Source organism: Catenuloplanes japonicus, from assembly GCF_000717135.1.
In the GTDB taxonomy this organism is placed as follows: domain Bacteria; phylum Actinomycetota; class Actinomycetes; order Mycobacteriales; family Micromonosporaceae; genus Catenuloplanes; species Catenuloplanes japonicus.
In genome coordinates this window covers 76,074-98,791 of the sequence record NZ_JNXY01000013.1, presented here as the reverse complement: position 1 = coordinate 98,791, position 22,718 = coordinate 76,074, and the positions used below count along the sequence as shown (strand labels likewise).

The following is a 22,718-nucleotide window of genomic DNA, read 5'->3' as shown; positions in this document are numbered from 1 at the left end:
GACGACCGGTGCCCGCGGGAGCATGCGGACCGCGACCACGCCGGAAGCGGGAAGATCCAGATCTTGATCTGGATCTTCCCTGGGGTGTCAGAAGCCGACGGCCTGGGCGCGGCGCTTCACCTCGCGGGCGCGGTCTCCGGCCAGGGCAGCAGCGGGCGAACCGGGCAAAGTGTCATCTTCGGTATAGAGCCACCGCAAAGCCTCTTCGTCGTTGTACCCAGCGTCGTGAAGCAGCATGAGGACGCCGGGGAGGTGCTTGAGCACGGTGCTGTTCGCCACGAGCTCGGCGGGCACCCGCATGATGCCGTCACGACGAACCGCCAGCAGCGCACGATCGCGGATCAACTGGTGCACCTTGCTGATGCCCAGGTCCAGGCGCTCGGCGACGTCCGGCAGATTCAGCCACTCGGTGGGGCCGGCGGTCTTCTCGTCATGGGAAGCGGATTCGGTCACCGCACAACCCTCGCATGCCGCGTTCGCGGCGGACCAGCGGATCCCCCACCGGATCGACCGCACGGGCCGCCCGGCGCCGGCGGAAGGAAAGCACAACACGTGAGCATCTTGCGGATCGTCCGCGACGAGGCGGCGGGCGCCTGGCGGTCGCTGCAGTACGACCTGGACCGCCGCGGCACGGAGACGCCCCGGTACCCGGGTTACGACTGGTACGAACCGCCGACCGAGGATCTCTCCGGCGCGGTCCGCCCGCCGCGCCGGCTGCTGGCCGCGGGCGCGTTCGGCGTGCTGGCGCTGGTCGGTGCCGCCGGCACCTACGTCACGGTGGCGAACAGCCTCGACTCCGTGCTGAAGGCGGATGCGGGCGCGCCCCGGAGCGCGCCGGAGATCCCGGGCGTCCCGTCCCCGGAGCCGTCGCCCGCGCCGAGCCTGCTCGCCCAGGCCCCGGTCACGCCGGACGGCCTGGAGCCGTGGACCACCTCGGCGACGGTGCCGCTGCCGGCCGACGAGACCGCCACCGGCGCGGCGCCGACCGCGCGGGGCGTGGCCACGGTCCCGCCCCGGGCGGCGCGCGTGGTCGAGGCCGCGCCGACGCCGACGCCGGTCGCGGCCGGCAGCCCGTCACTGACCAGCAGCCCGTCCGGGTCGCCGGGGGCGTCGTTCCCGGTGCCCACGCCGACGTCGCCGCCGGAGTGGCCCGGGTCGCAGTCGCCGGACCAGATTCCGGACGGGCCCGGCCACCACGGCCGGCCGCACTGGGCGGAGTGGCCGGACGAACCGGATTTTCCGCCGGCGCACCCGGGGATCACCGAGTCGATGACGCCGGCACCGGGCGTGGACGGCACCGGGCCGGGGAGCGCGGACGGCACCGCGGGTGGACCGAACACGCCGAAGGACGGCACCGCAGGGACAACTCGGGCGAATGCCGCGAGGAACACCGGTTATTAAGGCGCCACAGCGGATAGCGGCGCGGGCACTCTCCGTACGGAGGGTGCCCGTGACCCATTTGCTATGGCATCCTGGTCTGCCGGTTATACAACGACACCTAGACTTCAGGCCGATGGATACTCAGGTCGCCGACGAACTTCTTGGCTCGCTTGTCGACGGGCGCTACCGCATTCGCGGTCGAGTCGCCCGTGGTGGCATGGCGACCGTCTACACCGCTACCGATGAACGCCTTGAGCGCACGGTGGCCCTAAAGATCATCCATCCCTCACAGAGCCGGGATCCACGCTTCCTGGAGCGGTTCACCGACGAGGCGAAGACGATAGCGCGGCTGACCCACCCCAACGTGGTCGCCGTGTACGACCAGGGCGTCTACCGCGGCCTGCCCTACCTGGTGATGGAGTTCGTCCGCGGACGCACGCTGCGCGACATACTCGCCCAGCGCCGCCGCCTGGAGCCGGGCGAGGCGCTCACCATCCTCGACCAGATGCTGGCCGCGGTCGCGGCTGCGCACCGCGCCGGCCTGGTCCACCGCGACGTCAAGCCGGAGAACGTGCTGGTCGCGGAGCCGCCGAGCGGCGGTCTGATGGACTCCGTGGTCAAGGTCGCCGACTTCGGCCTGGCCCGTGCCGTCGAGGCGAGCGCGGAGGACGAGTCCGGCGGTGGCCAGCTGATGGCCACCGTGGCCTACGTCGCGCCCGAGCTGGTCTCCGAGGGCAAGGCGGACACCCGCACGGACGTGTACGCGTCCGGCATCGTGCTGTTCGAGATGCTCACCGGCCGGGTGCCGTACGACGGCGATCAGCCCATCGAGATCGCCTGGGCGCACGTCGACAACGACGTCCCGGCACCGTCCTCGCTGGTCCCGGGCCTGCCCGCGTCCATCGACGCGCTGGTCCGGTCCGCCACCCGGCGCGACCCCGCGGCCCGGCCGACCGACGCCGGGCAGCTGCTCACGGCCGTGCAGGCGGTGCGCGAGGAACTCGGCAGCACGCCGCCGGCCGCACCGCGCCGCGGTGACGCCGCGACCTCGATGATGCGCCCGGTCACCGAGCCGACGCAGATGGTGTCGCAGGTCCAGCAGCCGCCGGTGGACGACCGTCCGTCCTGGTCCCGCCTGCCCGGTCAGCCGCCGGCGCGGCCGCAGACGTACCCGGGCAGCACCTACCAGGCGCCGGTCAGCGGCGCCGGCTACCAGGCCGGGCCGGTCAGCGGCGCCGGCTACCAGGCCGGCCCGCCCGTGAGCGGTGCCGGTTACCAGGCCGGGCCGGTCAGCGGCGCCGGATATCAGGCCGGCCCGCCGGTCAGCGGCGCCGGCACCTACACGTCCGGCGGCAACGCGTACGGCACACCCCGCCGCCCCGGCCCGATGGAGAACCCGCGGACGCGGACCGCGCTGATCGCGGCCGGCGTCGTGGTGCTGCTGGTGGTGCTGGTCGGCGGTTGGTACGCGGCGTTCGGCCGCTACACGTCCGCGCCCACGCTGACCGCGCTCACCCAGGCGGATGCGCAGAGTGCCGCCACCCGCGGCGGCTTCCAGGTCAAGATCGGCGAGGGGCGGTACGACGAGACCGTCCCGAAGGACTCCGTGCTCGCCCAGGACCCGCCGAGCGGGAGCCGGCTGGCCAAGGGCTCCACGATCACGCTGATCCTGTCGCTGGGCCCGGAGCGGTTCGTCGTGCCGGACGTGGTCGGCAAGGACTTCGACGTGGCCAAGGTCGAGCTGGAGAACCGCCGGCTGGTGGTCGAGCGCGGGCCGGACAAGCACGACAACTCGATCCCGGAGGGCTTCGTGCTCGCGGTCGACCCTGCGGTGAACGCGGAGGTCAAGCCGGGCGACAAGGTCACGGTCACGGTCAGCAAGGGCCGGGCGCCGATCACGGTCCCCAGCGTCATCGGCAAGACGATCGACCAGGCACGCGCCGAGCTGGCCGCGCTCGGGCTGAACGTGCTGGAGGAGCGCAAGGACGACCCGAACCGGGCCCGCGACGTGATCATCTCGCAGACCCCGGCGGACGGCACCGGCGTGGAGGAGGGCGCGGACATCCGGCTCACCGTCAGCAACGGCCCGCCGCAGATCACGCTGCCCCGCGTGGTCGACCAGCCCTGCCCGGCCGCGAAGGCACAGCTGGAGGCGCTCGGCCTGCGGGTCCGCACCGACGTCAACCCGAACGCGACCGTCCGCTTCCAGAACCCGGGTGAGAACTCGCCGGTCGATCCCAACACCGAGGTCGTGCTCACATGCTTCTGACGGACGGTGCGCGCCGCATCGGCGCGCACTCCCCCACGTCCGGCGGCCTGGCCAAGGCCGCGCTGCCCTACCTGGACACGATCGGGGCCGAGGCGGTCCAGGTCTACGTGTCCAACTCCCGGGGCTGGGCGCTGCCGGCCGGCAACCCGGCCCAGGACGAGCTGTTCAAGGCCGGGTGCGACGAGCGTGGCGTGCCGGTCTTCATCCACGCGGCGCTGCTGGTCAACCTGGGCTCGCCCACGGCCGCGACCGTGGAGAAGTCGGCCGCGACGCTGGAGCACGCCATGCTGCGCGGCCGGGCGATCGGCGCGGCCGGCGTGGTGTTCCACGCGGGCAGCGCGGTCGACGCGGAGTACGCGGACACCGCGCTCAAGCAGGTCCGCGAGGCGCTGCTGCCGCTGCTGGACGCGGCGGCCGAGGACGGCGGGCCACGCCTGCTGGTCGAGCCGAGCGCGGGTGGCGGGCGCTCGCTCGCGGCCCGGGTGGAGGATCTCGGACCCTACCTGGAGGCCGTCGACCGGCACCCGTGGCTGGGCGTCTGCTTCGACACCTGTCACGCGTGGGCGGCCGGGCACGACCTGGCCGTGCCCGGCGGCATGACCGCGACGCTGGACACGCTGGTCGCCACCGTGGGCGCGGACCGGCTGCGGCTGGTGCACGCGAACGACTCGAAGGACCCGTGCGGCTCCACGCGCGACCGGCACGAGTCGATCGGCAAGGGCACGATCGGCGAGGAGCCGTTCGCGGAGCTGCTGCGGCATCCGGCGACCGCGGGCGTGCCGGTGGTGGTGGAGACGCCGTCCGAGGGTACGACCGGGCACGCCTCGGACGTCGCGGTGCTCAAGCGCCTCCGCTGAGCTTCTTTGATCTTCGCCACTCCGGCGTTCGAGTGATCAGTCTTGCTTGACCTGGGTGTTTAGGGCACCCTTACCAAGGCAAGGCTAACCGGACCGGAGGGCGCATGTTCGCGTGCATTTGTAAGCGGGTTCGCGAGTGCGAGATTCGGTCCCTGATCCAGGACGGGGCGCGGACCAAGAGGTCCGTGGCCCAGGCGTGCGGCGCCGGCACCAGCTGCGGCCTGTGTGTGCGCCGGATCGGCGATCTGATCGACGAGGAGGCCGAGACGGAGACGCTCGGTCAGGCTGCGTAAGCCTTCCCTACCTTAATCTATCCTAACAAAATCCCCAATTCGGGCATATTGCTACGCTCCCCACCACGCAAACGATCGTGGGGGGTAGAGATCCATGCAAGGCGACGCGCGCGTCATCGAATTCCTGAACGAGCAGCTCACGGCCGAGCTGACCGCCATCAACCAGTACTTCCTGCACGGCAAGATGCAGGAGAACTGGGGCTACACGGTCCTGGCCAAGCACACCAAGGCCGAGTCGATCGACGAGATGCGGCACGCCGAGGTCCTGACCGACCGCATCCTCTTCCTCGAGGGCCTGCCGAACTACCAGAAGCTCTTCGCGCTCCGGATCGGCGAGACGATCAAGGAGCAGTTCGACTGCGACATGAAGATCGAGCGCGAGGCCGTCGACCGGCTGCGCGAGGGCGCGGCATACATGCGCTCGGTCGGCGACATCACGTCCGCCAAGATCTTCGAGGAGATCCTCGCGGACGAGGAGCACCACATCGACTACCTCGAAACGCAGCTGCACCTGATCGAGAAGTTCGGCGAGGCGCTCTACCTGCAGAACGTCAGCGAGCACCCGTCACCGGCCTGACCCTTGCCGAGGGCGGGGGCTTTCCGGCCCCCGCCCTTTGCCTCACTGTCCCTGTGCGCCGAGCACGTCCACCACGAAGCGCAGGTCGCCGGTCGGGCGGCCGCTGCCGTCGTCCTGATCGCCGTAGGCCAGGTCCGGCGGGAGGTCCAGGATGATCCGGCTGCCCACCGGCACGTCCATCAGGCCCTTCTCCCAGCCGTCGATCAGCTGGCCCATGCCGATCGTGAACGTGATCGCCTCCTGCCGGCTCCACGACGAGTCGAACTCCTCGCCGGTGCCGTAGAGCACGCCCACATAGTTCGCCGTGATCAGGTCGCCGGTCTTGGTGGCCGGGCCCGTACCCTTGATCAGGTATGTGATCTTGGGCTTGCCGGCCTCCAGCTTGCCCTCGCCCTTCTCGACCGTCGGCGCGGTCTTCAGCGCCGGATCCGCACCCTCCGGGACCGGCGGGAACGGCACCGCGGGCGGCAGCGACGGCTCCTCCGCGGGCGCGGTCGGCGTGGCGGGCGACTCCGCCACCGGGTCGGCCGAGCGGCTGTCCGCGAAGTAGAGCACCCCGATGATCACCGCGACCACCGCGAGACCGGCCGTGGCCAGTCCGAACGCCTGCAGACCGGCCTTACGCGCCCGCGCACGCTGTGTCTCTATGCGCAGCAGCTCACGCTTCTCGGCCTTGGTCAGCGGCTTGGCTTCCTCGGCTTTTTCCTCGGCCTTGTCCTCGGTTTCGGCCTCGGTCTTGTCCTCGTCCACCGCGTCGTCGGGGACCACCTCGGTATCGACGTCCGTCACCTTGGACGACGTCTTCTCCTCGGTCGCCGCCTCGGACTTCTCGGTTCCGACCGGATCGCTCATAGGTCTGTCGACTCCCGATGGACAAGGGCCCGGCTCAGGCCCGCACGGCGAATACCTTGAATTTCTCGGTACACCGTAATGCCTGAAGCTGGACGCAACCCACCCGGGAGCACGCCGATCGGTACCGTGGGATCCATGAGCGACCAGACCATGGTCGGTTTCGGCGCGAAACAGGCCTGGCTGGCCGTTCGCGACACCGATCCCGGCGAGATCATCAATGCGATGGAACTTCGTGACCTCGGCACCGTCCCCTGGCGCGACGGCATCGACCTCGCCTACCTCACCGACGACCGCCTGGTCCTCACGCCGCCGATCCCGGGCGCGGACGCCGCCTCCTGGACGCTGGTCACCGGCCGCTGGCTGCTCACCCCCGCCGCCCGCGCCGAACTGAACATCGCCGACCTCTCGGAGTCACTCGGCACCGAGGTCCAGTCGTTCGCCACCCACCGCGTCGGCGAACTCCACTCCTGGCGCCGCGCGGTCAAGGGCACGCTGATCCGCGCGTTCGGCTACATCGGCGAGTCCGGCGACGTCACAGCCTGGCACGGCGACCCCGACCAGGCCGAACGCGACGCCGGCCTGCCCGCGGAACTCGACGACGACACCACCGTCCTGATCTCCGAACGCGACGTCCTGCGCGTCGCCACCGCCTGGAGCCTCGACCCGACCCGCCTCGACGGCCGCCACGCCCCCGGCCCACTGCACGCAGCCGCCGCCCCCTGACCTCCCCATCCCGCGGCCGGCTCTCTGGCCGGCCTTCGGCATCAGGCGAGGGCTGAGGCTCAATGATCCTTTGCTATCCGGCGACCTGCGGCGATCGAGCAGGCGGTGCCTTTATCCAGAAATTTGGGTTTTGGGTCGGCTAGCTCGCGACGGCACGGGATACGCCCACATAGCTCGCGGTCGGCACGGCCGCGTCCGTCAGCACGACGATGATCCGGCCAGGCGGGGCGCCGCGTCCCCTGCTGCGGCGGTCCAGTGGCGCTGCGCTCCTCACGTCAGAGCCTCTTGCCGCAACGGCGCGTTGCGGCAAGAGGCTCTGACGTGAGGACACGAAAGGAAACTCTGTCCGCCACAGGAGGGCTCCCGCCCCGGGGTCCGGCCCTCCGCCGCAGCCGTAGCTTCCGCCGCAGGCAAGACGCCAAAGACGAGACGCCAAGGACGAGACGCCGAAGGCGAGACTCCCACCGCAGGCAAGGCTCCCACCGCAGGCAAGGCTCCCGCCCGGGGTGAACCGGCCGGCCCGGCGGGCTAGGTCAGGAGGTCGGCCAGAACCGCGGCGGCGTGGTCGATGTCGGGACGGGTGACGTTCATGTGGGTGACGAGGCGGGCCTTGCGCGGACCCATGTCGGAGATGAGAACGCCCCGCGCGCGGGCGGCATCGGCCAGCGCAGCGGCGTCGAGGGAGGACTTGGAAAGGTCCAGGAGGACGATGTTGGTACGGACCGCGTCCGCGTCGACCACCCCGGTCGAGGCCAGCGCCCTCGCCAGGCGAGCGGCATTCACGTGGTCCTCCGCCAGCCGGGGAATGTGATGACGAACCGCATGAAGGCCGCCCGCCGCAATGATCCCGACCTGCCGCATCCCGCCGCCGAGGCGCTTCCGGATGACCCGGGCGCGGGCGACAGCAGCACGGGACGAGACGAGGACGGAACCGACAGGAGCGCCCAGCCCTTTGGAGAGGCAGACCGAGACGGAGTCGAAGAGCCGGCCGTAGACGTCGAGCGGCACGCCGGTGGCGACGTGCGCGTTCCACAGCCGGGCGCCGTCGCAGTGCAGGACCAGGTCGTACCGGTCGCAGAGCGCGCGCAGGCTGCGGAGCGTGTCGAGCGGGATGACCGTACCCCCGCTGCGGTTGTGGGTCTGTTCGACCGCGATGGCTCGGGTCGCGTTCGTGTCGTAGCCGCCCGGGACCCTGATCATGCTTTCGACCAGGGCCGGGTCGAGCGCGCCGCCGGCCGCGGGCCAGGTGCGGGACGAGATCCCGCCGTAGGCCGCGGCCGCGCCCATCTCGTAGATCAGCACGTGTGCGGCCGCGTCCGCGAGCAGTTCCTCGCCGGGCGGGACGGCCAGTTGCAGGCCGATCTGGTTGGCCATCGAGCCGGTCGGTGTGAACAGACCGGCCTCGTGGCCGAGCAGCGCGGCGACCTCGTCCTGCAGCGTGTTGACGGTCGGGTCCTCGCCGTAGACGTCGTCACCCACCTCGGCCGCGGCCATCGCGGCCCGCATCTCGGGCGTGGGGGTGGTGAACGTGTCCGAGCGAAGATCAACCACGCAGCATCTCCGCGACCAGGAACGCGAGCTCCAGCGACTGCTGCGTGTTGAGCCGCGGGTCGCAGGCGGTCTCGTACCGGCTGGGGAGGTCGAGGTCCGCGATGCCCTGCGCGCCGCCGAGGCACTCGGTGACGTCCTCGCCGGTCAGCTCCACGTGGATGCCGCCGGGGTGCGTGCCGAGCTGGCGGTGCACCTCGAAGTAGCCGAGCACCTCGTCGACGATCCGGTCGAACTGGCGGGTCTTGTACCCGTTGGACGACTCGATCGTGTTGCCGTGCATCGGGTCGCACTGCCAGACCACGCTCGCGCCGGATGCGGTGACCTTGTCCACGATGGCCGGGAGCGCGTCGCGGACCTTGTGGTTGCCCATCCGGCTGATCAGCGTGAGCTTGCCGGGGACGTTGTCCGGGTTGAGCCGCTCGCACAGCTCGATCGCGGTCTCCGGCGAGGTGCCGGGGCCGAGCTTGACGCCGACCGGGTTCGCGATGCGGGAGATGAAGTCGATGTGCGCGTGGTCGAGCTGGCGGGTGCGCTCGCCGACCCAGAGGAAGTGGCCGGAGAGGCAGTACGCCTTGCCGTCCGAGACGCGGGTGAGCGCGCGGTCGTACTCCAGCGCCAGCGCCTCGTGCGAGCAGGCCAGGTTGACCGTGCGCAGCGCCTCGTCGTCGCGCAGGCCGCAGGCGCGGATGAACGACATGGCCCGGTCGATCTCGCGCGCGATCGCCTCGTAGCGCTCGCCGGCCGCGGACGACTTGACGAAGTCCTTGTTCCAGTCGTGCACCGCGTGCAGGTCCGCGAGCCCGCCGCTCAGGTAGGCCCGCAGCATGTTCATGGCCGCGGCCGAGTTCGCGTACGCCCGGATCATGCGCTGCGGGTCGGCGACGCGCGCCTCCGGCGTCGGCTCCAGCGAGTTGATCATGTCGCCGCGGTAGGCCGGGAGACCCAGCGAGTCGAGCGCGGCGGAGCGCGGCTTCGTGTACTGCCCCGCGACCCGCGCCACCTTGATCACCGGCAGCGACGCGCCGTAGGTGAGCACGACCGCCATCTGCAGCAGCGTCCGCGCGTTGGCCAGCAGGTGCGCCTCGGTGTTGTCGGTGAACGTCTCCGCGCAGTCACCGCCCTGGAGCAGGAACGCCTTGCCCTCGGCGACCAGCGCGAGCCGGGCCCGCAGGTCGTCCACCTCGTACGGCGCGACGATCGGCGGCACGGTGTCGAGCACCTTGCAGACGGAGGCGACCTCGTCCATGTCCGGCCACGGCGGCATCTGCACGCGTGGCAGCGTGCGCCAGCGATCGAGGCCCAGCGCCTCCGTCTCCTCCGGGTCGGTGGTGGGGCGGCTGGTCTGCAGGGCGACCGAACCGACGGCGGGATGACTCAGTTGATGCCACTCCTGGCGCATGACGACAAGATTACGGGCAGCCCGAAAACCGGGGGAAACAGAGGGCGTGCTTCCCACGACACAGGAAGCACGCCCCGGTGAGCGCTAATCCAGCAGCTCAGTCACGGTCCCCGCGGCCACGGTCCGGTTGCCCTCGCGCACCGCGAAGCCCAGCCCGGTGTCCATCGCCACCGCCCGGTCCAGCGACACCGACAGCGACACCGTGTCCCCCGGCATGACCATCTGCACCTCGCCGAGGTCCATCGCGCCGGCCACGTCCGCGGTCCGGAAGTAGAACTGCGGCCGGTAGTTCGCCAGGAACGGCGTGTGCCGGCCACCCTCGGCCGCGGTCAGCGCGTACAGCTCGGCCCGGAAGCGCCGGTGCGCCCGCACGGAGCCGGGCACCGCCACCACCTGACCGCGCGAGACCTGGTCCCGCTTGATGCCGCGCAGCAGCACGGCCGCGTTGTCCCCGGCCTCGGCCGCGAGCAGGCTCTTGCCGAACGTCTCCATGCCGGTCACGACCGTGGCGATCGACGGCCCGAGCCCGACCACCTCGACCTGCTCGCCGAGCCGCAGCGTGCCGCGCTCGACCGCGCCGGTGACCACGGTGCCGCGGCCGGAGATGGTGAGCACGTTCTCGATCGGCATCAGGAACGGGTCCTCCAGCGACCGCGGGGGCTCCGGCACGTACGTGTCGACCGCGTCGAGCAGGTCCGCGACGGACTGCGTCCAGCGTGGGTCGCCCTCCAGCGCCCGCAGCGCGGACACGCGCACCACCGGCACCTCGTCGCCGGGGAAGCCGTACTCGGTCAGCAGCTCCCGCACCTCCAGCTCCACCAGGTCGAGCAGTTCGGTGTCCGCGACCGCGTCCGCCTTGTTCATGGCCACCACCAGGTGCGGCACGCCGACGCGCCGGGCCAGCAGCACGTGTTCCCGCGTCTGCGGCATCGACCCGTCGAGCGCGGACACGACCAGGATCGCGCCGTCGACCTGCGCCGCCCCCGTGATCATGTTCTTCACGTAGTCGGCGTGGCCCGGCATGTCCACGTGCGCGTAGTGGCGCGCGGCCGTCTCGTACTCCACGTGCGCGATGTTGATCGTGATCCCCCGCTGCACCTCCTCCGGCGCCCGGTCGATCCCGTCGAACGCCACGAAGCTGTTGACCTGCGGGTAGCGCTCGGCCAGCACCTTCGTGATAGCGGCCGTCAGCGTGGTCTTCCCGTGGTCCACGTGCCCCATGGTGCCGATGTTGAGGTGCGGTTTCGTCCGCACGAACTGGCTCTTTGCCATGACGATTTCCCGATTACTCGTAATGCTTCGAAAGGCAGGCAGCAAAACGCGAGCGGACGCCACTCCGCACCATTGAGAATGGTGATGACTCGCGCCAAGACCGCGCGAAGAACCCCCAGATCACAATCAAGATCCACAGGGGTACGACGAGAGCACCCTCCTCCTCCGGTCCTGCTGGAGCGGGAGAAGGGTCAGCTATCCAGTCGTCGAGGCATGGCGACGAGCGCGCCACCCCGGCCACCGCCGGTGCGCACCTCAAGCCCACTCATGCCGAACATGCCAACGATGCTAACGGCACGTCGCCACGACGACCACTGATTTATCGCTCCGAAGCCCAACACGCCCGCCGTAGACGTTGACACATCCAACTGTAGATTTTTACACTTACCTTCATGGAAGAAGTCGCATCCATCCGCATCGTCGACCTCATCACCGCCGACCAGCGCCGGGAGCTGGAGGCGCTGGGTACGCCGGTGGAGTTCCCCGCCGAGCACACCCTCTTCTGGGAGGGACAGCCGGCCCACTCGGCCCTCATCATCCAGCGGGGAAACGTCAAGGTCACGAGTGCGGCTCCGGACGGTTCCGAAACGATCCTGGCGATCCGCGGTTCCACGGAGATCATGGGCGACGAGGGTGTCCTGATGAGCGAGCCCCGGTCCGCGACCGTCACCACGATCACCGAGGTCGGCGGGCTCGACATCAAGGCGGAAGATCTTCTTCGCTTCGTCGACGAAAACGGACTCTGGCCACTGATGTACCGGGCCGCGGTACGTCGCCGGCGCCAGTCCGACAGGCAGATGCTTCTCGCACGGTCCAGCGTCCGGAGCCGGCTCGCTCGATGGCTGATCGAACTGGCCGAGGAGGTCGGAGAAGAGCAGGGTGACGACATCGTCATCTCGACGACGCTCTCCCAGAACGACATCGCGGGCCGGATCGGCGCCTCACGCGACGCCGTGGCTATCGAGCTTCGCAGGCTGAGAGAGACAGGAATGATCTCCACTGGACGGCGACGCATCGCCATCCACGATGCCCACGCGCTCCGTGAGGCGATTCGTACCAGCTAGAGAGGCACGAGGCCGAACATGCACTCTTCCCCACGACCAGCAGAGAACGAATTGGGCCCGTTCCAGGAAATCTGGAACGCCTGGAACGACGTGGATCAGGAAATCAAGAACAAGCCGATCGAACACTTTCGGCGCGCCATCGACATCCAATTCGACGAGTTGGAAGAGCACCTCCGCAACGACGACCGGACACGCGCCCGCCGGGAGGCGATGGACGTCATCAGCATCGCGCTGAACCTCCTGCGCCAGCTGAATTGCACGCCTGACGACATCGAGAAGATCGCCAGGGATCGCGCCGCGAGCAGAATGCACGGTCGAGCTCGGTCGATCCTCGACAAATACGAGAAGGAATACGGGATCTGACCCGTGACGCGGCGCTCGCGGACGGCAGGTGGATAGGCGATGACCATGACCAACACCCAGTTCACGATCTCGATCTCCATCACCGCGATCGCCGCGCTCGGGGCACTCGGCGGCTGGTGGGTCATCGGGCGGGACTCGCGGCAACGACGGCGGACCGGGGCCCGCATCGCTGCACGCCTTCAGCTCCGACGCGTGGAGCTCGAGGGCGACCTGAAGCGGCATGTGGGCTGGATGCTGCTCCTGGATCACACGTCCGACGTGGTCACCATGATCGTGGAGGAAGCATTCTCGATCGTGGTACGCGAGGTCGGCGACGGCTCCCTTTCCTTCAAGGACGCACAGGTCCGGCTGGACGAGGAGACGCGGGCGGGAATCCTGCGCAAGATGGAGGACGATCACCGCCGTGCCGTCGCCCACGGCGGAGAGAACCCCACTCCACCCACGCTGGGCAGGAACGGCAACCTACCGCCGTCCGCCAGGTTCCGCCTGGAGTGCATGCCGGCCTACGACCGACTGAAGTTCATGGAGTCGCTGGCAGCCCGGCAGCCCATCGGTAATCCGGGGTGAACAAGGACCTGCCCTCACCGCCGGGTGGACGACGGTGAGGGCAGGCGTCTTACTGAAGGGAATTACTAGTTGAGACCGTTCTTCACGGCGGTGATGAGCTCGCCGTTGGTGGTGTCGCCGGAGAGTTCCCAGAAGAACGCGCCGCCGAGGCCCTGCGTCTTCGCGTAGGACATCTTGCTGGTCATGGTGGCGGGGGTGTCGTAGCTCCACCAGTTGTTGCCGCAGTAGGCGTAGGCCGTGCCGCCGACCGTGCCCGTCGCCGGGCAGGAGTCCTTCAGCACCTTGTAGTCGTTGATGCCGGGCTCGTACTTGCCGGCCGCCGGGCCGGTGGCCGCGCCGCCGGGGGCGGACTGGGTGACGCCGGTCCAGCCGCGGCCGTAGAACCCGACGCCGAGCAGCAGCTTGTCGGCGGGGATGCCCTTCGACTTGAGCTTCTGGATGGCCGCGTCGGAGTTGAAGCCCGCGGTCGGGATGCCGTTGTAGGACGTCAGCGGCGAGTGCGGGGCCGTCGGGCCCTGCGCCGCGAACGCGCCGAAGTAGTCGTACGTCATCGGCATGAGCCAGTTGAGGTTGTTGATCGCGCCGGCGTAGTCGGTGACGTCGATCTTGCCGCCGTTGCTGCCGTCCGCCGTGATCGCGGAGGTGATCAGCGCGTTCGCGCCGAACTTGGTGCGCAGCGCCGAGATCACGTTCTTGTACGCGTTGGGCCCGCTGGCGTCACAGCTGAGGCCGCAGGCGTTCGGGTACTCCCAGTCGATGTCGATGCCGTCGAAGACGTCCGCCCAGCGCGGGTCCTCGACCACGTTGTAGCAGGACTCGGCGAAGGCCGTGGGGTTCTGCGCGGCCTGGGTGAAGCCGCCGGACCAGGTCCATCCACCGAACGAGTAGATGATCTTCAGGTGCGGGTACTTCGCCTTGAGCTGGCGCAGCTGGTTGAAGCTGCCGCGCAGCGGCTGGTCCCAGGTGTCCGCCACGCCGCTGACGCTCTGGTCCGCGGTGTAGGACTTCTCGTACGCCGGGAACGTCTCGCCGACGGAGCAACGGCCGCCGGTGGTGTTGCCGAACGCGTACAGGATGTGGGTCAGCTTGGCCGCGGAACCACTCGTGTCGATGTTCTTGACGTGGTAGTTCCGGTCGTAGACGCCCCACTCCGCGAAGTAGCCGACGACCTTCTTGCCACCGGTGTTCGGCGGCGGCGTGGTGGGCGGCGTGGTCGTGGGCGGAGGCGTGGTGGGCGGCGTCGTGGTCGGGGGCGTCGTGGTGGGCGGCGCGGTGGTCGGCGGCGTGGTGCCACCGGCACAGGTCACGCCGTTGATCGTGCAGCTGCTCGGCGCCGCGTAGGCGCCCGTGGCGATGTATCCCCAGGTCACGGACGCGCCGGGGGCGAGGCTGCCCTGCCAGCTCTTCTTGACCGCGGTGTAGGTGTTGCCGCTCTTCGTGACGTCGGCGTCCCAGGAACTGCTGATCGAGGCGCTCGACGGCAACGTGAAGGTGATGCTCCAGGTCGCGACGGCGGCGTCGGAGCCGTTGGTCACCTTGACGGCGACCTCGTGGCCGGTCCCCCAGTCGGAGCTGGCGGTGAAGGTGGCGGCGATGCTGCCCGCGGCCATCGCGTTGGCGACCGGGACTGCGGTGGCGGCCAGGGCCGCTACGACCGCACCCGCCAGCAGCCCGCGGCGGACGGATCTTCTCATGGCGTCTCCACATCGATTAGGAAACTTTCCTAAGAGTGAAGGGCCACGTCACCGGTTCGTCAAGATGCCCATACATGGATTTATCAATTTCTTAGGGCAACGGACGTTCCGGCCACCTGCCGGGCGTAATGTCCACTTCCATGACCGTGTTCGACGTGAAGATCAACTCGCTGACCGGCGGGCCCGCTGACCTCGACCAGTACCGGGGCAACGCCCTGCTCATCGTGAACGTGGCCTCCAAGTGCGGTTCCACGCCGCAGTACACCGCGCTGGAGAACCTGGCGGAGGAGTTCGCGGACCGGGGCCTCGTGGTCCTGGGCGCGCCCTGCAACCAGTTCGGCGGCCAGGAGCCGGGCACCGCGGCGGAGATCGCCGAATTCTGCGCCACCACCTACGGCGTCACGTTCCCGCTGACCGAGAAGATCGACGTGAACGGCCCGGACCGCCACCCGCTCTTCGACGAGTTGGTCGGCACCACGGACGCGGACGGCGAGGCCGGCGACGTCCGCTGGAACTTCGAGAAGTTCCTGATCAACCGGGACGGCACGGTCGCGGCCCGCTTCCGCACGCCGGTCAAGCCGGACGAGCCCGCGGTCCGCGACGCCATCGAAAAAGCGTTGAGCTAGCTGGTCGTCGCTCCGCTCCTCCGGGCTCGGCGCCACTCCCGGCCACGGTGGGGTGAGGCCGAACCAGGACCAGGTTCGGCCTCACGCCACCGTGCTCTGGTCGCCTGCGCCTCACGACGTGGCCGAGACCGGGGCAGGTCAGGAAGAACTACGGACAAAAACTCATGAGTCAGCCGGCAGTGGGCCTTCTGCCGGCGAAACCGCACTCCAGGCGGTGGAACCAGTCGATGCTGCTGTCGCCCTCCAGCCAGCACCACAGCACCGGGCGGCCGTCCTGCTCACCCGGGAAGTCCAGCAGGACCGGCGCCAGGCCCTTGATCTGGATGCCGTTCTGCTCCAGGAGCTCGACCGTGGCGTAGATCCGCGCGTCCAGCGCCTTGATCTCCGCGACGCCGCCGAACGAGCTCTCCAGCCCGTCCGCGAGGTCGGCCTTGAGCTCCGCGAGGTCGGCGCGAAGCGTGATCATTTCGTCGATGCGGGGCCGCAGCGTGGCGATCATCTGTCGGGCCTCGGCAAGTGTGAACACGACCCTCAGTATGCGGCATTCGTTGATCAGGGCATGTACCTGCCCGACCTGTCCGGCTTCTCCCCCCATCGTGTCGTGGACGACACGGATCTCGACGGCGTGATCGTGCCCGGCCTGCGCGCCACGTTCCACCGTCGCCCGGCCGGCGACACGATCGAGTCCGTCGGCGTCTACAGCTTCCGGGGCGAAGAGATCTTCATGGCCTGGGGGTACGTCGGGGAGGAGCACTGCCGCTGGACCGCGCTCCGCGGCCCGGACGGCACGTGGGGCGCGCCGGCGCCGGGATGCCCGCCGGTCGGGACGTACTGGGACGGCGGGCGGGCCACTGCCCTCACGGTCGGGGATCACGTGCTCCCCATGGACCTCAGTGGCCCACCCGCCGCCGACCCGTTCGGTTCCGTTCCGGACGTGCCGCCGCCGACCACAGAGGATAACCAGCCGATGCCCAGGGACTGGCAGGTCTCCGCAGCCGACAGCGGGGTCCACTCCGGGGCCCTCACCCCGGAAGTCGTCGATTCGTGACCGGTGGCAGCCGGCCACGAATCAACGGGGCAGCTCCGGCGCGACCGCGGGGGAAGTCGCGGATCGCCGCACGAAGCCGATGGAACCGATGGTGAGTGCCATCGCGACGCCGAACAGCAGCAGGTGCACGGCCGGCGGCACGACGGGCACGAAGGCGATGATCGCGACCGGGACCTGGATCAGCCCGACCAGGGCCAGCAGCAGCCCCCGTCGTTCGGCGCCCCACAGGTAGGCGGACACGATCGGCGAGATCACGACGGCCAGGCTCAGCACGTCCAGAAGCGCGTGGAGGTAGGGGTTCGCGACCTTGTCGTGCGCGAACGCGGAGGCCGGGGTCGACACCCACAGCATCGCGGCCGTTACAGTCAGGGTCGTCCCACCGATGACCAGAGATCGTCCGGTAGCTCGCATGGTGCACCTCCCCAGTTCAGCAGCAATTACTCGCTGTCATCTGACCGTAACGGGGAGGAGCTGAGGCGGGAAGCCCCACAGGGATGAATGAATACCCGGCCTGATGGATGGCCGCGCATCTTCCTCTTGTGGAGCTTCCACAAGGCCCTGATCAGGTGTTTTGCGCCGCCAAGGCGACCGCGCGATCACGCGCCGCCTCAAGAGCATCCAGCACCGCGGCACGCATTCCATGCCGCTCCAGTTGGTGCAGCGCGGCCGCGGTGGTGCCGGCCGGCGAGGTGACCGCGGCGCGCAGCACGGCCGGGTGCTCGCCGGAATCGCGCAGCATGGTCGCGGAGCCGAGCGCGGTCTGCACGGCCAGCTCGTGCGCGGTCGCGCGAGGCAGGCCGAGCAGCACGCCAGCCTCGATCATCGACTCGACGAACAGATAGATGTACGCGGGCCCGGAGCCGGAGACCGCGGTGACCGCGTCCTGCTGCTTCTCCGGCACCCGGATCACGGCACCGAGCGGGCGGAACAGCTCCTCCGCTCGCGCCACGTGCGCCTCGGTCGCGTGCGCACCCGGGGAGATCGCCGAGATCGCGCCGCCGACCAGCGCGGGCGTGTTCGTCATGACGCGCACCACCGGCGTACCCTCGGGCAGCCGGCGGGCGAAGAACTCCGTGGGCAGGCCCGCGCAGAGCGAGACGACCAGCGCGCCGCGCCGCATGTTCGGGGCGATCTCGCGGAGCAGCGCGTCCGCGTCCTGCGGCTTGACGCCGATCACCAGCACATCGGCCTGACCGGCCGCGGTGGCGTTGTTGAACACGCGGACGCCGTGCGCGGCGCGCAACTGCTCGGCACGCTCCGGACGGCGCGCGGTGGCGATCGCGTCCGTGACCGGGTGGCCGCCGCGCAGCAGGCCGCCCAGCACCAGCTCGCCCATCTTCCCGGCGCCCAGAATCGCGACGATCACGGCGTACCCCCTCATGATTGTGATCTGGAAAGGGCGCGCCCCCGGAACGGGAACGCGCCCTTCACAAGCCGATGATCAGCTGCCGAAGAAGACCTCGGCCTCGGTGTAACGCTCGATCGGCACGGTCTTGAGCTCGCCGGTGCCCTCGATCAGCGGGATGCGCACGATGTCGGTGCCGCGCAGCGCGACCATCTTGCCGAAGTCGCCCTCGTGCACCGCGTCGATCGCCTGCAGGCCGAAGCGGGTGGAGAGCACCCGGTCGAACGCGGTCGGCGTGCCACCGCGCTGGATGTGGCCGAGCACGACCGTGCGGGCCTCCTTGCCGGTCTTCGCCTCCAGCTGCTCGGCGAGCCACTGGCCGATGCCGCCGAGGCGGACGTGGCCGAAGCTGTCCAGCTGCTGGTTCTGCGTGACCATCTGGCCCTCGAGCGGCTGCGCACCCTCGGCGACGACCACGATCGGCGCGTACTCGTGCTGGAAGCGCTTCTCGACGTACGTCGCGACCTGGTCGACGTCGAAGTTGCGCTCCGGCAGCAGGATGACGTTGGCGCCACCGGCGAGGCCGGCGTGCAGCGCGATCCAGCCGGCGTGGCGGCCCATGACCTCGACGATCAGCGTGCGGTGGTGGCTCTCGGCGGTGGTGTGCAGCCGGTCGATCGCCTCCATCGCGATGTTCACCGCGGTGTCGAAGCCGAACGTGTAGTCCGTGCCGTTCAGGTCGTTGTCGATCGTCTTCGGCACGCCGACGACGTTCACGCCCAGGTCGGCGAGCTTGGTGGCGACGCCCAGCGTGTCCTCGCCGCCGATCGCGATCAGCGCGTCGACGCCCAGGTCGGCCAGGTTCTGCTTGACCCGCTCGACACCGTTCTCGATCTTGAACAGGTTGGTCCGGGAGGAGCCGAGGATGGTGCCGCCGCGCGGCAGGATGCCACGGACCTCCTGGATGCCGAGCGGCTTCGTCAGGCCCTCGAGCGGGCCCTTCCAGCCGTCCCGGAAGCCCACGAACTCGTGGCCGTAGACCGTGATGCCCTTACGGACCACACCGCGGATGACCGCGTTCAGACCAGGGCAGTCTCCGCCGCCGGTGAGCACACCGATACGCATGTTGGCTCGTCCCTCCACAACACCTGCAAGTCTCTTCGGCACAGGCGCCCCAGTGGCAACGTTGCCGATCCGGGGCGGGCCGTCATTGCGCACTGTAGTCGGCGTCACTCGCGCTCTTTCGCGCAGACCCCGGCTACACCACGATGTCAGACGCGCTACAACTTGAGTTCAGCCGTCGGCAAAAACCCGGACGCCAGGACGCGATGCCAAAACCGGGCATCACGTGCTGAACTCAGCCGCAGGCAAAACCCGGACGCCAGGACGCGATGCCAAGAGCGGGCATCACGTGCCAGGCTCCAACATCGCATTCCAGCGCGCCAGATTGTGGCGCGCGTCGACCAGGGCATCGTGCCGGTCGGCCTCCGCGCTGGGCAGGGGCGGACGGCCCCTGTCGTCCCAGAGCTGGCGCAGATCCTTGGTGAAGCGCGGAATGGCGCGGGGCAGCGCCGGCATGGCGCCCCAGAGCTGCGCGAGCACCACGTGGTCGTAGGCGGCGAACCAGGCCCAGAGATCCAACTGCTCGCCGGTACGCCCGCGGATCGGCTCCACCAGGAACTCGTAGAGCTCGTCGCGGATGCGTTCGCGGGATTTCCAGGCGGGGTCACCGGGAGAGGGGAGCCGGTCGAGCACGTTGCGGCGTACCCACGGCGTGGCGCGTGATCCGTCGAATTCCGTGGAGATCGCGTAGAACTCGCGCCCGTTCTCGTCCACCACGCCGATCGAGACCAGGTCGATCGTTCGACCATCCTCGATGAATTCACAGTCATAGAAGTAGCGGTATGTCATCAGGCACCATCCTCACTCATCCTGATGGTGACCCCTGCGTCAGGGGTGCGTGGAGCGGCCCAAGATCGGGTAAAGGAGGCCAGCGGGTCGCGCACCTTAACCGGCCCGAAACGTAGCTGGCACGCGCCGTGGGAACGCTCTCCGGACAGCCGGCGCCATGAGGTGGGAAAGAGAATGGTCGATACTCCGAAGGACGCGACGACGCTTGCCCCGCCGGACCCGAAACCCGGGTCCGAGGCGCTCACGCTGGGGGTGGAGGAGGAGTTCCACGTCATCGACCTGGACACCCGGGAACTGGTGCCCCGCGCCGGCGAACTGCTGGAACGGCTCCCCTCGGACTCGTTCACGGCCGAGCTCCAGCGGTCCGTGGTGGAGACGAACACCGCGGTCAGCCGCACGCTCGACGATCTCCGGGAGGACATGGTCCGGCTCCGGCGGCTCGCCGTCGGCGTGGCGGACGCGGCCGGGCTCGGCATCGCGGCGGCCGGCACCATGCCGCTGCTGAACGGCGACGATCTGGACATCACGCCCACCACGCGCTTCCGGCACATGCTGGACGAGTACCAGATGCTGGCCCGCGAGCAGCTTATCTGCGGCGCCCAGGTGCACGTCGGCATCGACGACCGGGACCTGGCCGTGGCCGTGGCCCAGCGCGTGCAGCCGGTGCTGCCGTCGCTGCTGGCGCTGTCCGCCAGCTCCCCCTACTGGATGGGGCAGGACAGCGGGTACGCGAGCGTCCGCTCCCTGGTCTGGCAGCGCTGGCCCACGGCCGGCGACCCCGGGCTGGTGACCAGCGCCGCGGACCACGACGCGCTGGTCCGCGAGCTGATCGAGACCGAGACGATCAGCGACCCCGCGATGATCTACTTCGACGTCCGGCCGTCCGCGCACGTGCCCACGGTCGAGCTGCGCATCACGGACGCCAGCTCGGACGTGGAGACCGTGGTGCTGCTGGCCGGGCTGTTCCGTGCCGTGGTCCGGCGCGAGATGGAGCGGGTGCGCGCGGGCGAGCCGTACACGCCGGCCCGTCCGCCGGTGCTGCGTGCCGCGCTCTGGCGGGCCGCGCGCTCCGGCCTGGAGGGCGACCTGATCGACCTGCCGCACAGCCCGAAGCCGGTGCCCGCGGGCGAGGCGCTGCGGCGGCTCACCACCGGGCTGCGCCCGTTCCTGGAGGAGGCCGGCGACTGGGAACACGTCACCGAGCTGCTGGAACGCGCGCTGCGACGCAACAGCGCGGCGGCCCGGCAGCGGCGTGCGTTCACCCGCCGGGGGCGGCTGGCCGACGTGGTCGACCTGATCCTTGCGGAGACCCGCGGCGGCGAACCGGCGCGGCAGACCGCCGGGCCGGCCCGTGCGCCGCTGGCCGGGTACGCCAGCACCGGCGACGAGATGTTCCCGGACACCGGGCCGACGGAGTCGTACCGTGGGATCGTCGATGCTCTTGAGCAGTTCAGCGCCGTGGAGCTGCGCGGGCGCGAGCATCTGCGCGACGAGGAGCAGCGGGCCCGCGGCGTGACGTTCAGCGTGGCAGGCGAGGCCAGCACCCGGCTCTTCCCTTTTGATCTGGTGCCTCGCCTGGTCGAGGCGGACGAGTGGGCCGTGCTGCGGGCCGGGCTGACCCAGCGGGCGCGCGCGCTGGACGCGTTCCTGCGTGACGTCTACGACGAGCGCTGGGTGGTCAAGGACGGCGTGATCCCGGGCTGGGTGGTGGACGCCTCCCCCGGGCTCAAGCCGACCGGCGCGCTGATGCGCCGGCAGGCCGCGCGGGTGCAGGTGGCCGGCATGGACCTGGTCAAGGACAAGCAGACCGGCTGGCACGTGCTGGAGGACAACCTGCGGGTGCCGTCCGGCATCGGGTACGCGATCCAGAACCGCCGGCTGACGCTGTCCGTGCTGCCGGAGCTGCCGCTGCCGGAGAAGCTGCTGCCGGTCGAGGAGACACCGGCCATGCTGCGCCGCGCGCTGCTGGCGGCCGCACCGCCGGCGACCGGCGACGATCCCTCGATCGTGGTGCTGAGCAAGGGCAACGACGACTCGGCCTGGTTCGAGCACCGGCTGCTGGCGCTGGAGATGGGCGTGCCGGCCGCGGTCAGCACGGATCTGCAGGTCGTGGACGGCACGGTCTTCCTGGTCCAGCAGGGCCGGCGGCAGCGGGTGGACGTGATCTACCTGCGGATGGACGAGGAGGAGTTGCTGCACGCGCCGGGCGCGGACGGCATGCCGCTGGGCTGGCCGATCCTCTCCGCCGTGCACACCGGGCGCGTCGCGGTGGCGAACGCGCTCGGCAACGGCGTCGGGGACGACAAGGCGGTCTACGCCTACGTGCCGCAGATGATCGAGTACTACCTGAGCGAGAAACCGCTGCTCGCGGACGTGCGGACGTACCTGGGCGGCGTGCCGGAGCAGCGGGACGAGATCCTGCGGCGGCTCGGCGAGCTGGTGGTCAAGCCGGTCGACGGGTACGGCGGCGACCGCGTCGTGATCGGCCCGCACGCGACCGAGGACGAGCTGGCCGCGCTGCGCCACCAGGTCGAGGCCGCACCGCACCGGTGGATCGCGCAGGAGGTGGTCTCGCTCTCCACCCACCCGGTCTTCGACGGCGAACGGCTCACGCCCCGCCACGTGGACCTGCGCGCGTTCGTCTTCCTCGGCGACGAGCCGGAGGTGGGGTCCGCGGCGCTGACCAGGGTGGCGCCGCCGGACAGCATGATCGTCAACTCGTCGCGCGGCGGCGGGTCGAAGGACACCTGGCTGCTCGGCTCGTGATTCGGGAGGAACGGCTCACATAACAGACTGCCCGAGTCCGGTCGCGGGTACTGCTCACGACTCTGAGCTGCCGCGACGCTGCGGCGCGCCTCGGACGGCGAATGCGCTGCGTGTTCGACCATTTACGGCACCGTCACATTCCGGTAATGCGGCCTACGCAA

General features: G+C 69.9%; 23 protein-coding genes. 12 read left to right on the top strand and 11 right to left on the bottom strand.

Going from position 1 to position 22,718, the window contains the following annotated elements; translation table 11 throughout:
* Positions 1 to 87: 87 nt before the first annotated feature.
* Complete coding sequence (locus tag OP04_RS19900; protein WP_033341293.1) at positions 88 to 453, bottom strand: Rv2175c family DNA-binding protein; 366 nt, start codon at positions 451 to 453, stop codon at positions 88 to 90.
* Positions 454 to 552: 99 nt separating this feature from the next.
* Between OP04_RS19900 and OP04_RS19895 the strand changes: the two genes are divergently transcribed.
* The 5 genes from OP04_RS19895 to bfr all read left to right on the top strand — a co-directional run bounded on the left by OP04_RS19895 (position 553) and on the right by bfr (position 5,376).
* Complete coding sequence (locus OP04_RS19895; protein ID WP_033341253.1) at positions 553 to 1,401, top strand: hypothetical protein; 849 nt, start codon at positions 553 to 555, stop codon at positions 1,399 to 1,401.
* A 112-nt stretch (positions 1,402 to 1,513) separates the two neighbouring features.
* Positions 1,514 to 3,649 carry a Stk1 family PASTA domain-containing Ser/Thr kinase gene (locus tag OP04_RS19890; protein ID WP_033341252.1) on the top strand — a complete coding sequence of 712 codons (2,136 nt, stop codon included), beginning with the start codon at positions 1,514 to 1,516 and terminating at the stop codon, positions 3,647 to 3,649.
* Positions 3,646 to 4,506, top strand: a complete 861-nt coding sequence (locus OP04_RS19885; protein ID WP_408606769.1) for a deoxyribonuclease IV — start codon at positions 3,646 to 3,648, stop codon at positions 4,504 to 4,506. Before OP04_RS19890 ends, OP04_RS19885 begins: the two co-directional genes overlap by 4 nt.
* A gap of 104 nt (positions 4,507 to 4,610) precedes the next feature.
* A complete protein-coding gene (locus OP04_RS19880) occupies positions 4,611 to 4,799 on the top strand; it encodes a (2Fe-2S)-binding protein (protein WP_033341250.1) in 189 nt (62 codons plus the stop codon).
* A gap of 94 nt (positions 4,800 to 4,893) precedes the next feature.
* Positions 4,894 to 5,376, top strand: coding sequence for a bacterioferritin (gene bfr, locus OP04_RS19875; protein ID WP_033341249.1), 483 nt, complete (start codon positions 4,894 to 4,896; stop codon positions 5,374 to 5,376).
* Positions 5,377 to 5,418: 42 nt separating this feature from the next.
* Here bfr and OP04_RS19870 read toward each other — a convergent pair whose 3' ends face one another.
* Positions 5,419 to 6,228: an FKBP-type peptidyl-prolyl cis-trans isomerase gene (locus tag OP04_RS19870; RefSeq protein ID WP_157240066.1), complete on the bottom strand. Its 810-nt coding sequence runs from the start codon at positions 6,226 to 6,228 to the stop codon at positions 5,419 to 5,421.
* A gap of 135 nt (positions 6,229 to 6,363) precedes the next feature.
* On the opposite strand from OP04_RS19870, the gene OP04_RS19865 reads away from it, so the two are divergent.
* Complete coding sequence (locus OP04_RS19865; RefSeq protein WP_033341248.1) at positions 6,364 to 6,951, top strand: hypothetical protein; 588 nt, start codon at positions 6,364 to 6,366, stop codon at positions 6,949 to 6,951.
* 528 nt (positions 6,952 to 7,479) lie between these two features.
* On the opposite strand, the gene OP04_RS19860 is transcribed toward OP04_RS19865, so the two are convergent.
* The 3 genes from OP04_RS19860 to tuf all read right to left on the bottom strand — a co-directional run bounded on the left by OP04_RS19860 (position 7,480) and on the right by tuf (position 11,173).
* Positions 7,480 to 8,502 carry a threonine aldolase family protein gene (locus OP04_RS19860; protein ID WP_033341247.1) on the bottom strand — a complete coding sequence of 341 codons (1,023 nt, stop codon included), beginning with the start codon at positions 8,500 to 8,502 and terminating at the stop codon, positions 7,480 to 7,482.
* Positions 8,495 to 9,901, bottom strand: coding sequence for a class II 3-deoxy-7-phosphoheptulonate synthase (locus tag OP04_RS19855; protein ID WP_033341246.1), 1,407 nt, complete (start codon positions 9,899 to 9,901; stop codon positions 8,495 to 8,497). The genes OP04_RS19860 and OP04_RS19855 overlap by 8 nt, the downstream gene beginning before the upstream one ends.
* An 84-nt stretch (positions 9,902 to 9,985) precedes the next feature.
* Positions 9,986 to 11,173: an elongation factor Tu gene (gene tuf / locus OP04_RS19850; protein WP_033341245.1), complete on the bottom strand. Its 1,188-nt coding sequence runs from the start codon at positions 11,171 to 11,173 to the stop codon at positions 9,986 to 9,988.
* 392 nt (positions 11,174 to 11,565) lie between these two features.
* On the opposite strand from tuf, the gene OP04_RS19845 reads away from it, so the two are divergent.
* From OP04_RS19845 to OP04_RS19835, 3 genes are read left to right on the top strand one after another with little or no spacing between them, the layout of a single operon-like run.
* A complete protein-coding gene (locus OP04_RS19845; protein WP_033341244.1) occupies positions 11,566 to 12,237 on the top strand; it encodes a Crp/Fnr family transcriptional regulator in 672 nt (223 codons plus the stop codon).
* Positions 12,238 to 12,255: 18 nt separating this feature from the next.
* The gene (locus OP04_RS19840; RefSeq protein WP_157240064.1) at positions 12,256 to 12,600 is read left to right on the top strand and encodes a hypothetical protein; all 345 of its coding nucleotides are present in this window, start codon (positions 12,256 to 12,258) and stop codon (positions 12,598 to 12,600) included.
* A gap of 39 nt (positions 12,601 to 12,639) precedes the next feature.
* Positions 12,640 to 13,167, top strand: coding sequence for a hypothetical protein (locus OP04_RS19835; protein ID WP_033341242.1), 528 nt, complete (start codon positions 12,640 to 12,642; stop codon positions 13,165 to 13,167).
* Between the two features lie 65 nt (positions 13,168 to 13,232).
* Here the strand turns inward: OP04_RS19835 and OP04_RS19830 are convergent, their stop codons facing one another.
* Positions 13,233 to 14,861, bottom strand: a complete 1,629-nt coding sequence (locus tag OP04_RS19830) for a glycosyl hydrolase family 18 protein (RefSeq protein ID WP_033341241.1) — start codon at positions 14,859 to 14,861, stop codon at positions 13,233 to 13,235.
* A 140-nt stretch (positions 14,862 to 15,001) separates the two neighbouring features.
* Here OP04_RS19830 and OP04_RS19825 point away from each other — a divergent pair, with 140 nt between their 5' ends.
* Complete coding sequence (locus OP04_RS19825) at positions 15,002 to 15,487, top strand: glutathione peroxidase (protein WP_033341240.1); 486 nt, start codon at positions 15,002 to 15,004, stop codon at positions 15,485 to 15,487.
* A 169-nt stretch (positions 15,488 to 15,656) separates the two neighbouring features.
* Here the strand turns inward: OP04_RS19825 and OP04_RS19820 are convergent, their stop codons facing one another.
* Positions 15,657 to 16,013 (bottom strand): DUF2203 domain-containing protein, encoded by a 357-nt coding sequence (locus OP04_RS19820; RefSeq protein WP_033341239.1) that lies wholly within the window; start codon positions 16,011 to 16,013, stop codon positions 15,657 to 15,659.
* Between the two features lie 33 nt (positions 16,014 to 16,046).
* Between OP04_RS19820 and OP04_RS19815 the strand changes: the two genes are divergently transcribed.
* Positions 16,047 to 16,535, top strand: coding sequence for a hypothetical protein (locus tag OP04_RS19815; protein ID WP_033341238.1), 489 nt, complete (start codon positions 16,047 to 16,049; stop codon positions 16,533 to 16,535).
* A 21-nt stretch (positions 16,536 to 16,556) separates the two neighbouring features.
* Here OP04_RS19815 and OP04_RS19810 read toward each other — a convergent pair whose 3' ends face one another.
* The 4 genes from OP04_RS19810 to OP04_RS19795 form a co-directional block, all read right to left on the bottom strand.
* Positions 16,557 to 16,886 (bottom strand): hypothetical protein, encoded by a 330-nt coding sequence (locus OP04_RS19810; RefSeq protein ID WP_232323652.1) that lies wholly within the window; start codon positions 16,884 to 16,886, stop codon positions 16,557 to 16,559.
* Between the two features lie 211 nt (positions 16,887 to 17,097).
* Positions 17,098 to 17,916 carry a pyrroline-5-carboxylate reductase gene (proC, locus tag OP04_RS19805; protein ID WP_033341237.1) on the bottom strand — a complete coding sequence of 273 codons (819 nt, stop codon included), beginning with the start codon at positions 17,914 to 17,916 and terminating at the stop codon, positions 17,098 to 17,100.
* A 60-nt stretch (positions 17,917 to 17,976) separates the two neighbouring features.
* Positions 17,977 to 19,005 carry a 6-phosphofructokinase gene (locus OP04_RS19800; protein WP_033341236.1) on the bottom strand — a complete coding sequence of 343 codons (1,029 nt, stop codon included), beginning with the start codon at positions 19,003 to 19,005 and terminating at the stop codon, positions 17,977 to 17,979.
* A 282-nt stretch (positions 19,006 to 19,287) separates the two neighbouring features.
* Positions 19,288 to 19,791, bottom strand: a complete 504-nt coding sequence (locus OP04_RS19795; protein WP_033341235.1) for a polyadenylate-specific 3'-exoribonuclease AS — start codon at positions 19,789 to 19,791, stop codon at positions 19,288 to 19,290.
* A 174-nt stretch (positions 19,792 to 19,965) separates the two neighbouring features.
* Between OP04_RS19795 and OP04_RS19790 the strand changes: the two genes are divergently transcribed.
* Positions 19,966 to 22,557, top strand: a complete 2,592-nt coding sequence (locus tag OP04_RS19790; RefSeq protein WP_085066600.1) for a carboxylate--amine ligase/circularly permuted type 2 ATP-grasp protein — start codon at positions 19,966 to 19,968, stop codon at positions 22,555 to 22,557.
* Positions 22,558 to 22,718 lie beyond the last annotated feature (161 nt).

Bases quoted from the DNA above. Each gene is read 5' to 3' on its own strand.
- OP04_RS19840 (WP_157240064.1), top strand. From the start codon at position 12,256: ATGCACTCTTCCCCACGACCAGCAGAGAACGAATTGGGCCCGTTCCAG.
- OP04_RS19890 (WP_033341252.1), top strand. From the start codon at position 1,514: ATGGATACTCAGGTCGCCGACGAACTTCTTGGCTCGCTTGTCGACGGG.
- OP04_RS19865 (WP_033341248.1), top strand. From the start codon at position 6,364: ATGAGCGACCAGACCATGGTCGGTTTCGGCGCGAAACAGGCCTGGCTG.
- OP04_RS19880 (WP_033341250.1), top strand. From the start codon at position 4,611: ATGTTCGCGTGCATTTGTAAGCGGGTTCGCGAGTGCGAGATTCGGTCC.
- proC (WP_033341237.1), bottom strand. From the start codon at position 17,916: ATGAGGGGGTACGCCGTGATCGTCGCGATTCTGGGCGCCGGGAAGATG.
- OP04_RS19810 (WP_232323652.1), bottom strand. From the start codon at position 16,886: ATGCTGTGGGTGTCGACCCCGGCCTCCGCGTTCGCGCACGACAAGGTC.
- OP04_RS19790 (WP_085066600.1), top strand. From the start codon at position 19,966: ATGGTCGATACTCCGAAGGACGCGACGACGCTTGCCCCGCCGGACCCG.
- OP04_RS19835 (WP_033341242.1), top strand. From the start codon at position 12,640: ATGACCATGACCAACACCCAGTTCACGATCTCGATCTCCATCACCGCG.
- OP04_RS19795 (WP_033341235.1), bottom strand. From the start codon at position 19,791: ATGACATACCGCTACTTCTATGACTGTGAATTCATCGAGGATGGTCGA.
- OP04_RS19830 (WP_033341241.1), bottom strand. From the start codon at position 14,861: ATGAGAAGATCCGTCCGCCGCGGGCTGCTGGCGGGTGCGGTCGTAGCG.
- OP04_RS19845 (WP_033341244.1), top strand. From the start codon at position 11,566: ATGGAAGAAGTCGCATCCATCCGCATCGTCGACCTCATCACCGCCGAC.
- bfr (WP_033341249.1), top strand. From the start codon at position 4,894: ATGCAAGGCGACGCGCGCGTCATCGAATTCCTGAACGAGCAGCTCACG.
- OP04_RS19825 (WP_033341240.1), top strand. From the start codon at position 15,002: ATGACCGTGTTCGACGTGAAGATCAACTCGCTGACCGGCGGGCCCGCT.
- OP04_RS19870 (WP_157240066.1), bottom strand. From the start codon at position 6,228: ATGAGCGATCCGGTCGGAACCGAGAAGTCCGAGGCGGCGACCGAGGAG.
- OP04_RS19855 (WP_033341246.1), bottom strand. From the start codon at position 9,901: ATGCGCCAGGAGTGGCATCAACTGAGTCATCCCGCCGTCGGTTCGGTC.
- OP04_RS19815 (WP_033341238.1), top strand. From the start codon at position 16,047: ATGTACCTGCCCGACCTGTCCGGCTTCTCCCCCCATCGTGTCGTGGAC.
- OP04_RS19800 (WP_033341236.1), bottom strand. From the start codon at position 19,005: ATGCGTATCGGTGTGCTCACCGGCGGCGGAGACTGCCCTGGTCTGAAC.
- tuf (WP_033341245.1), bottom strand. From the start codon at position 11,173: ATGGCAAAGAGCCAGTTCGTGCGGACGAAACCGCACCTCAACATCGGC.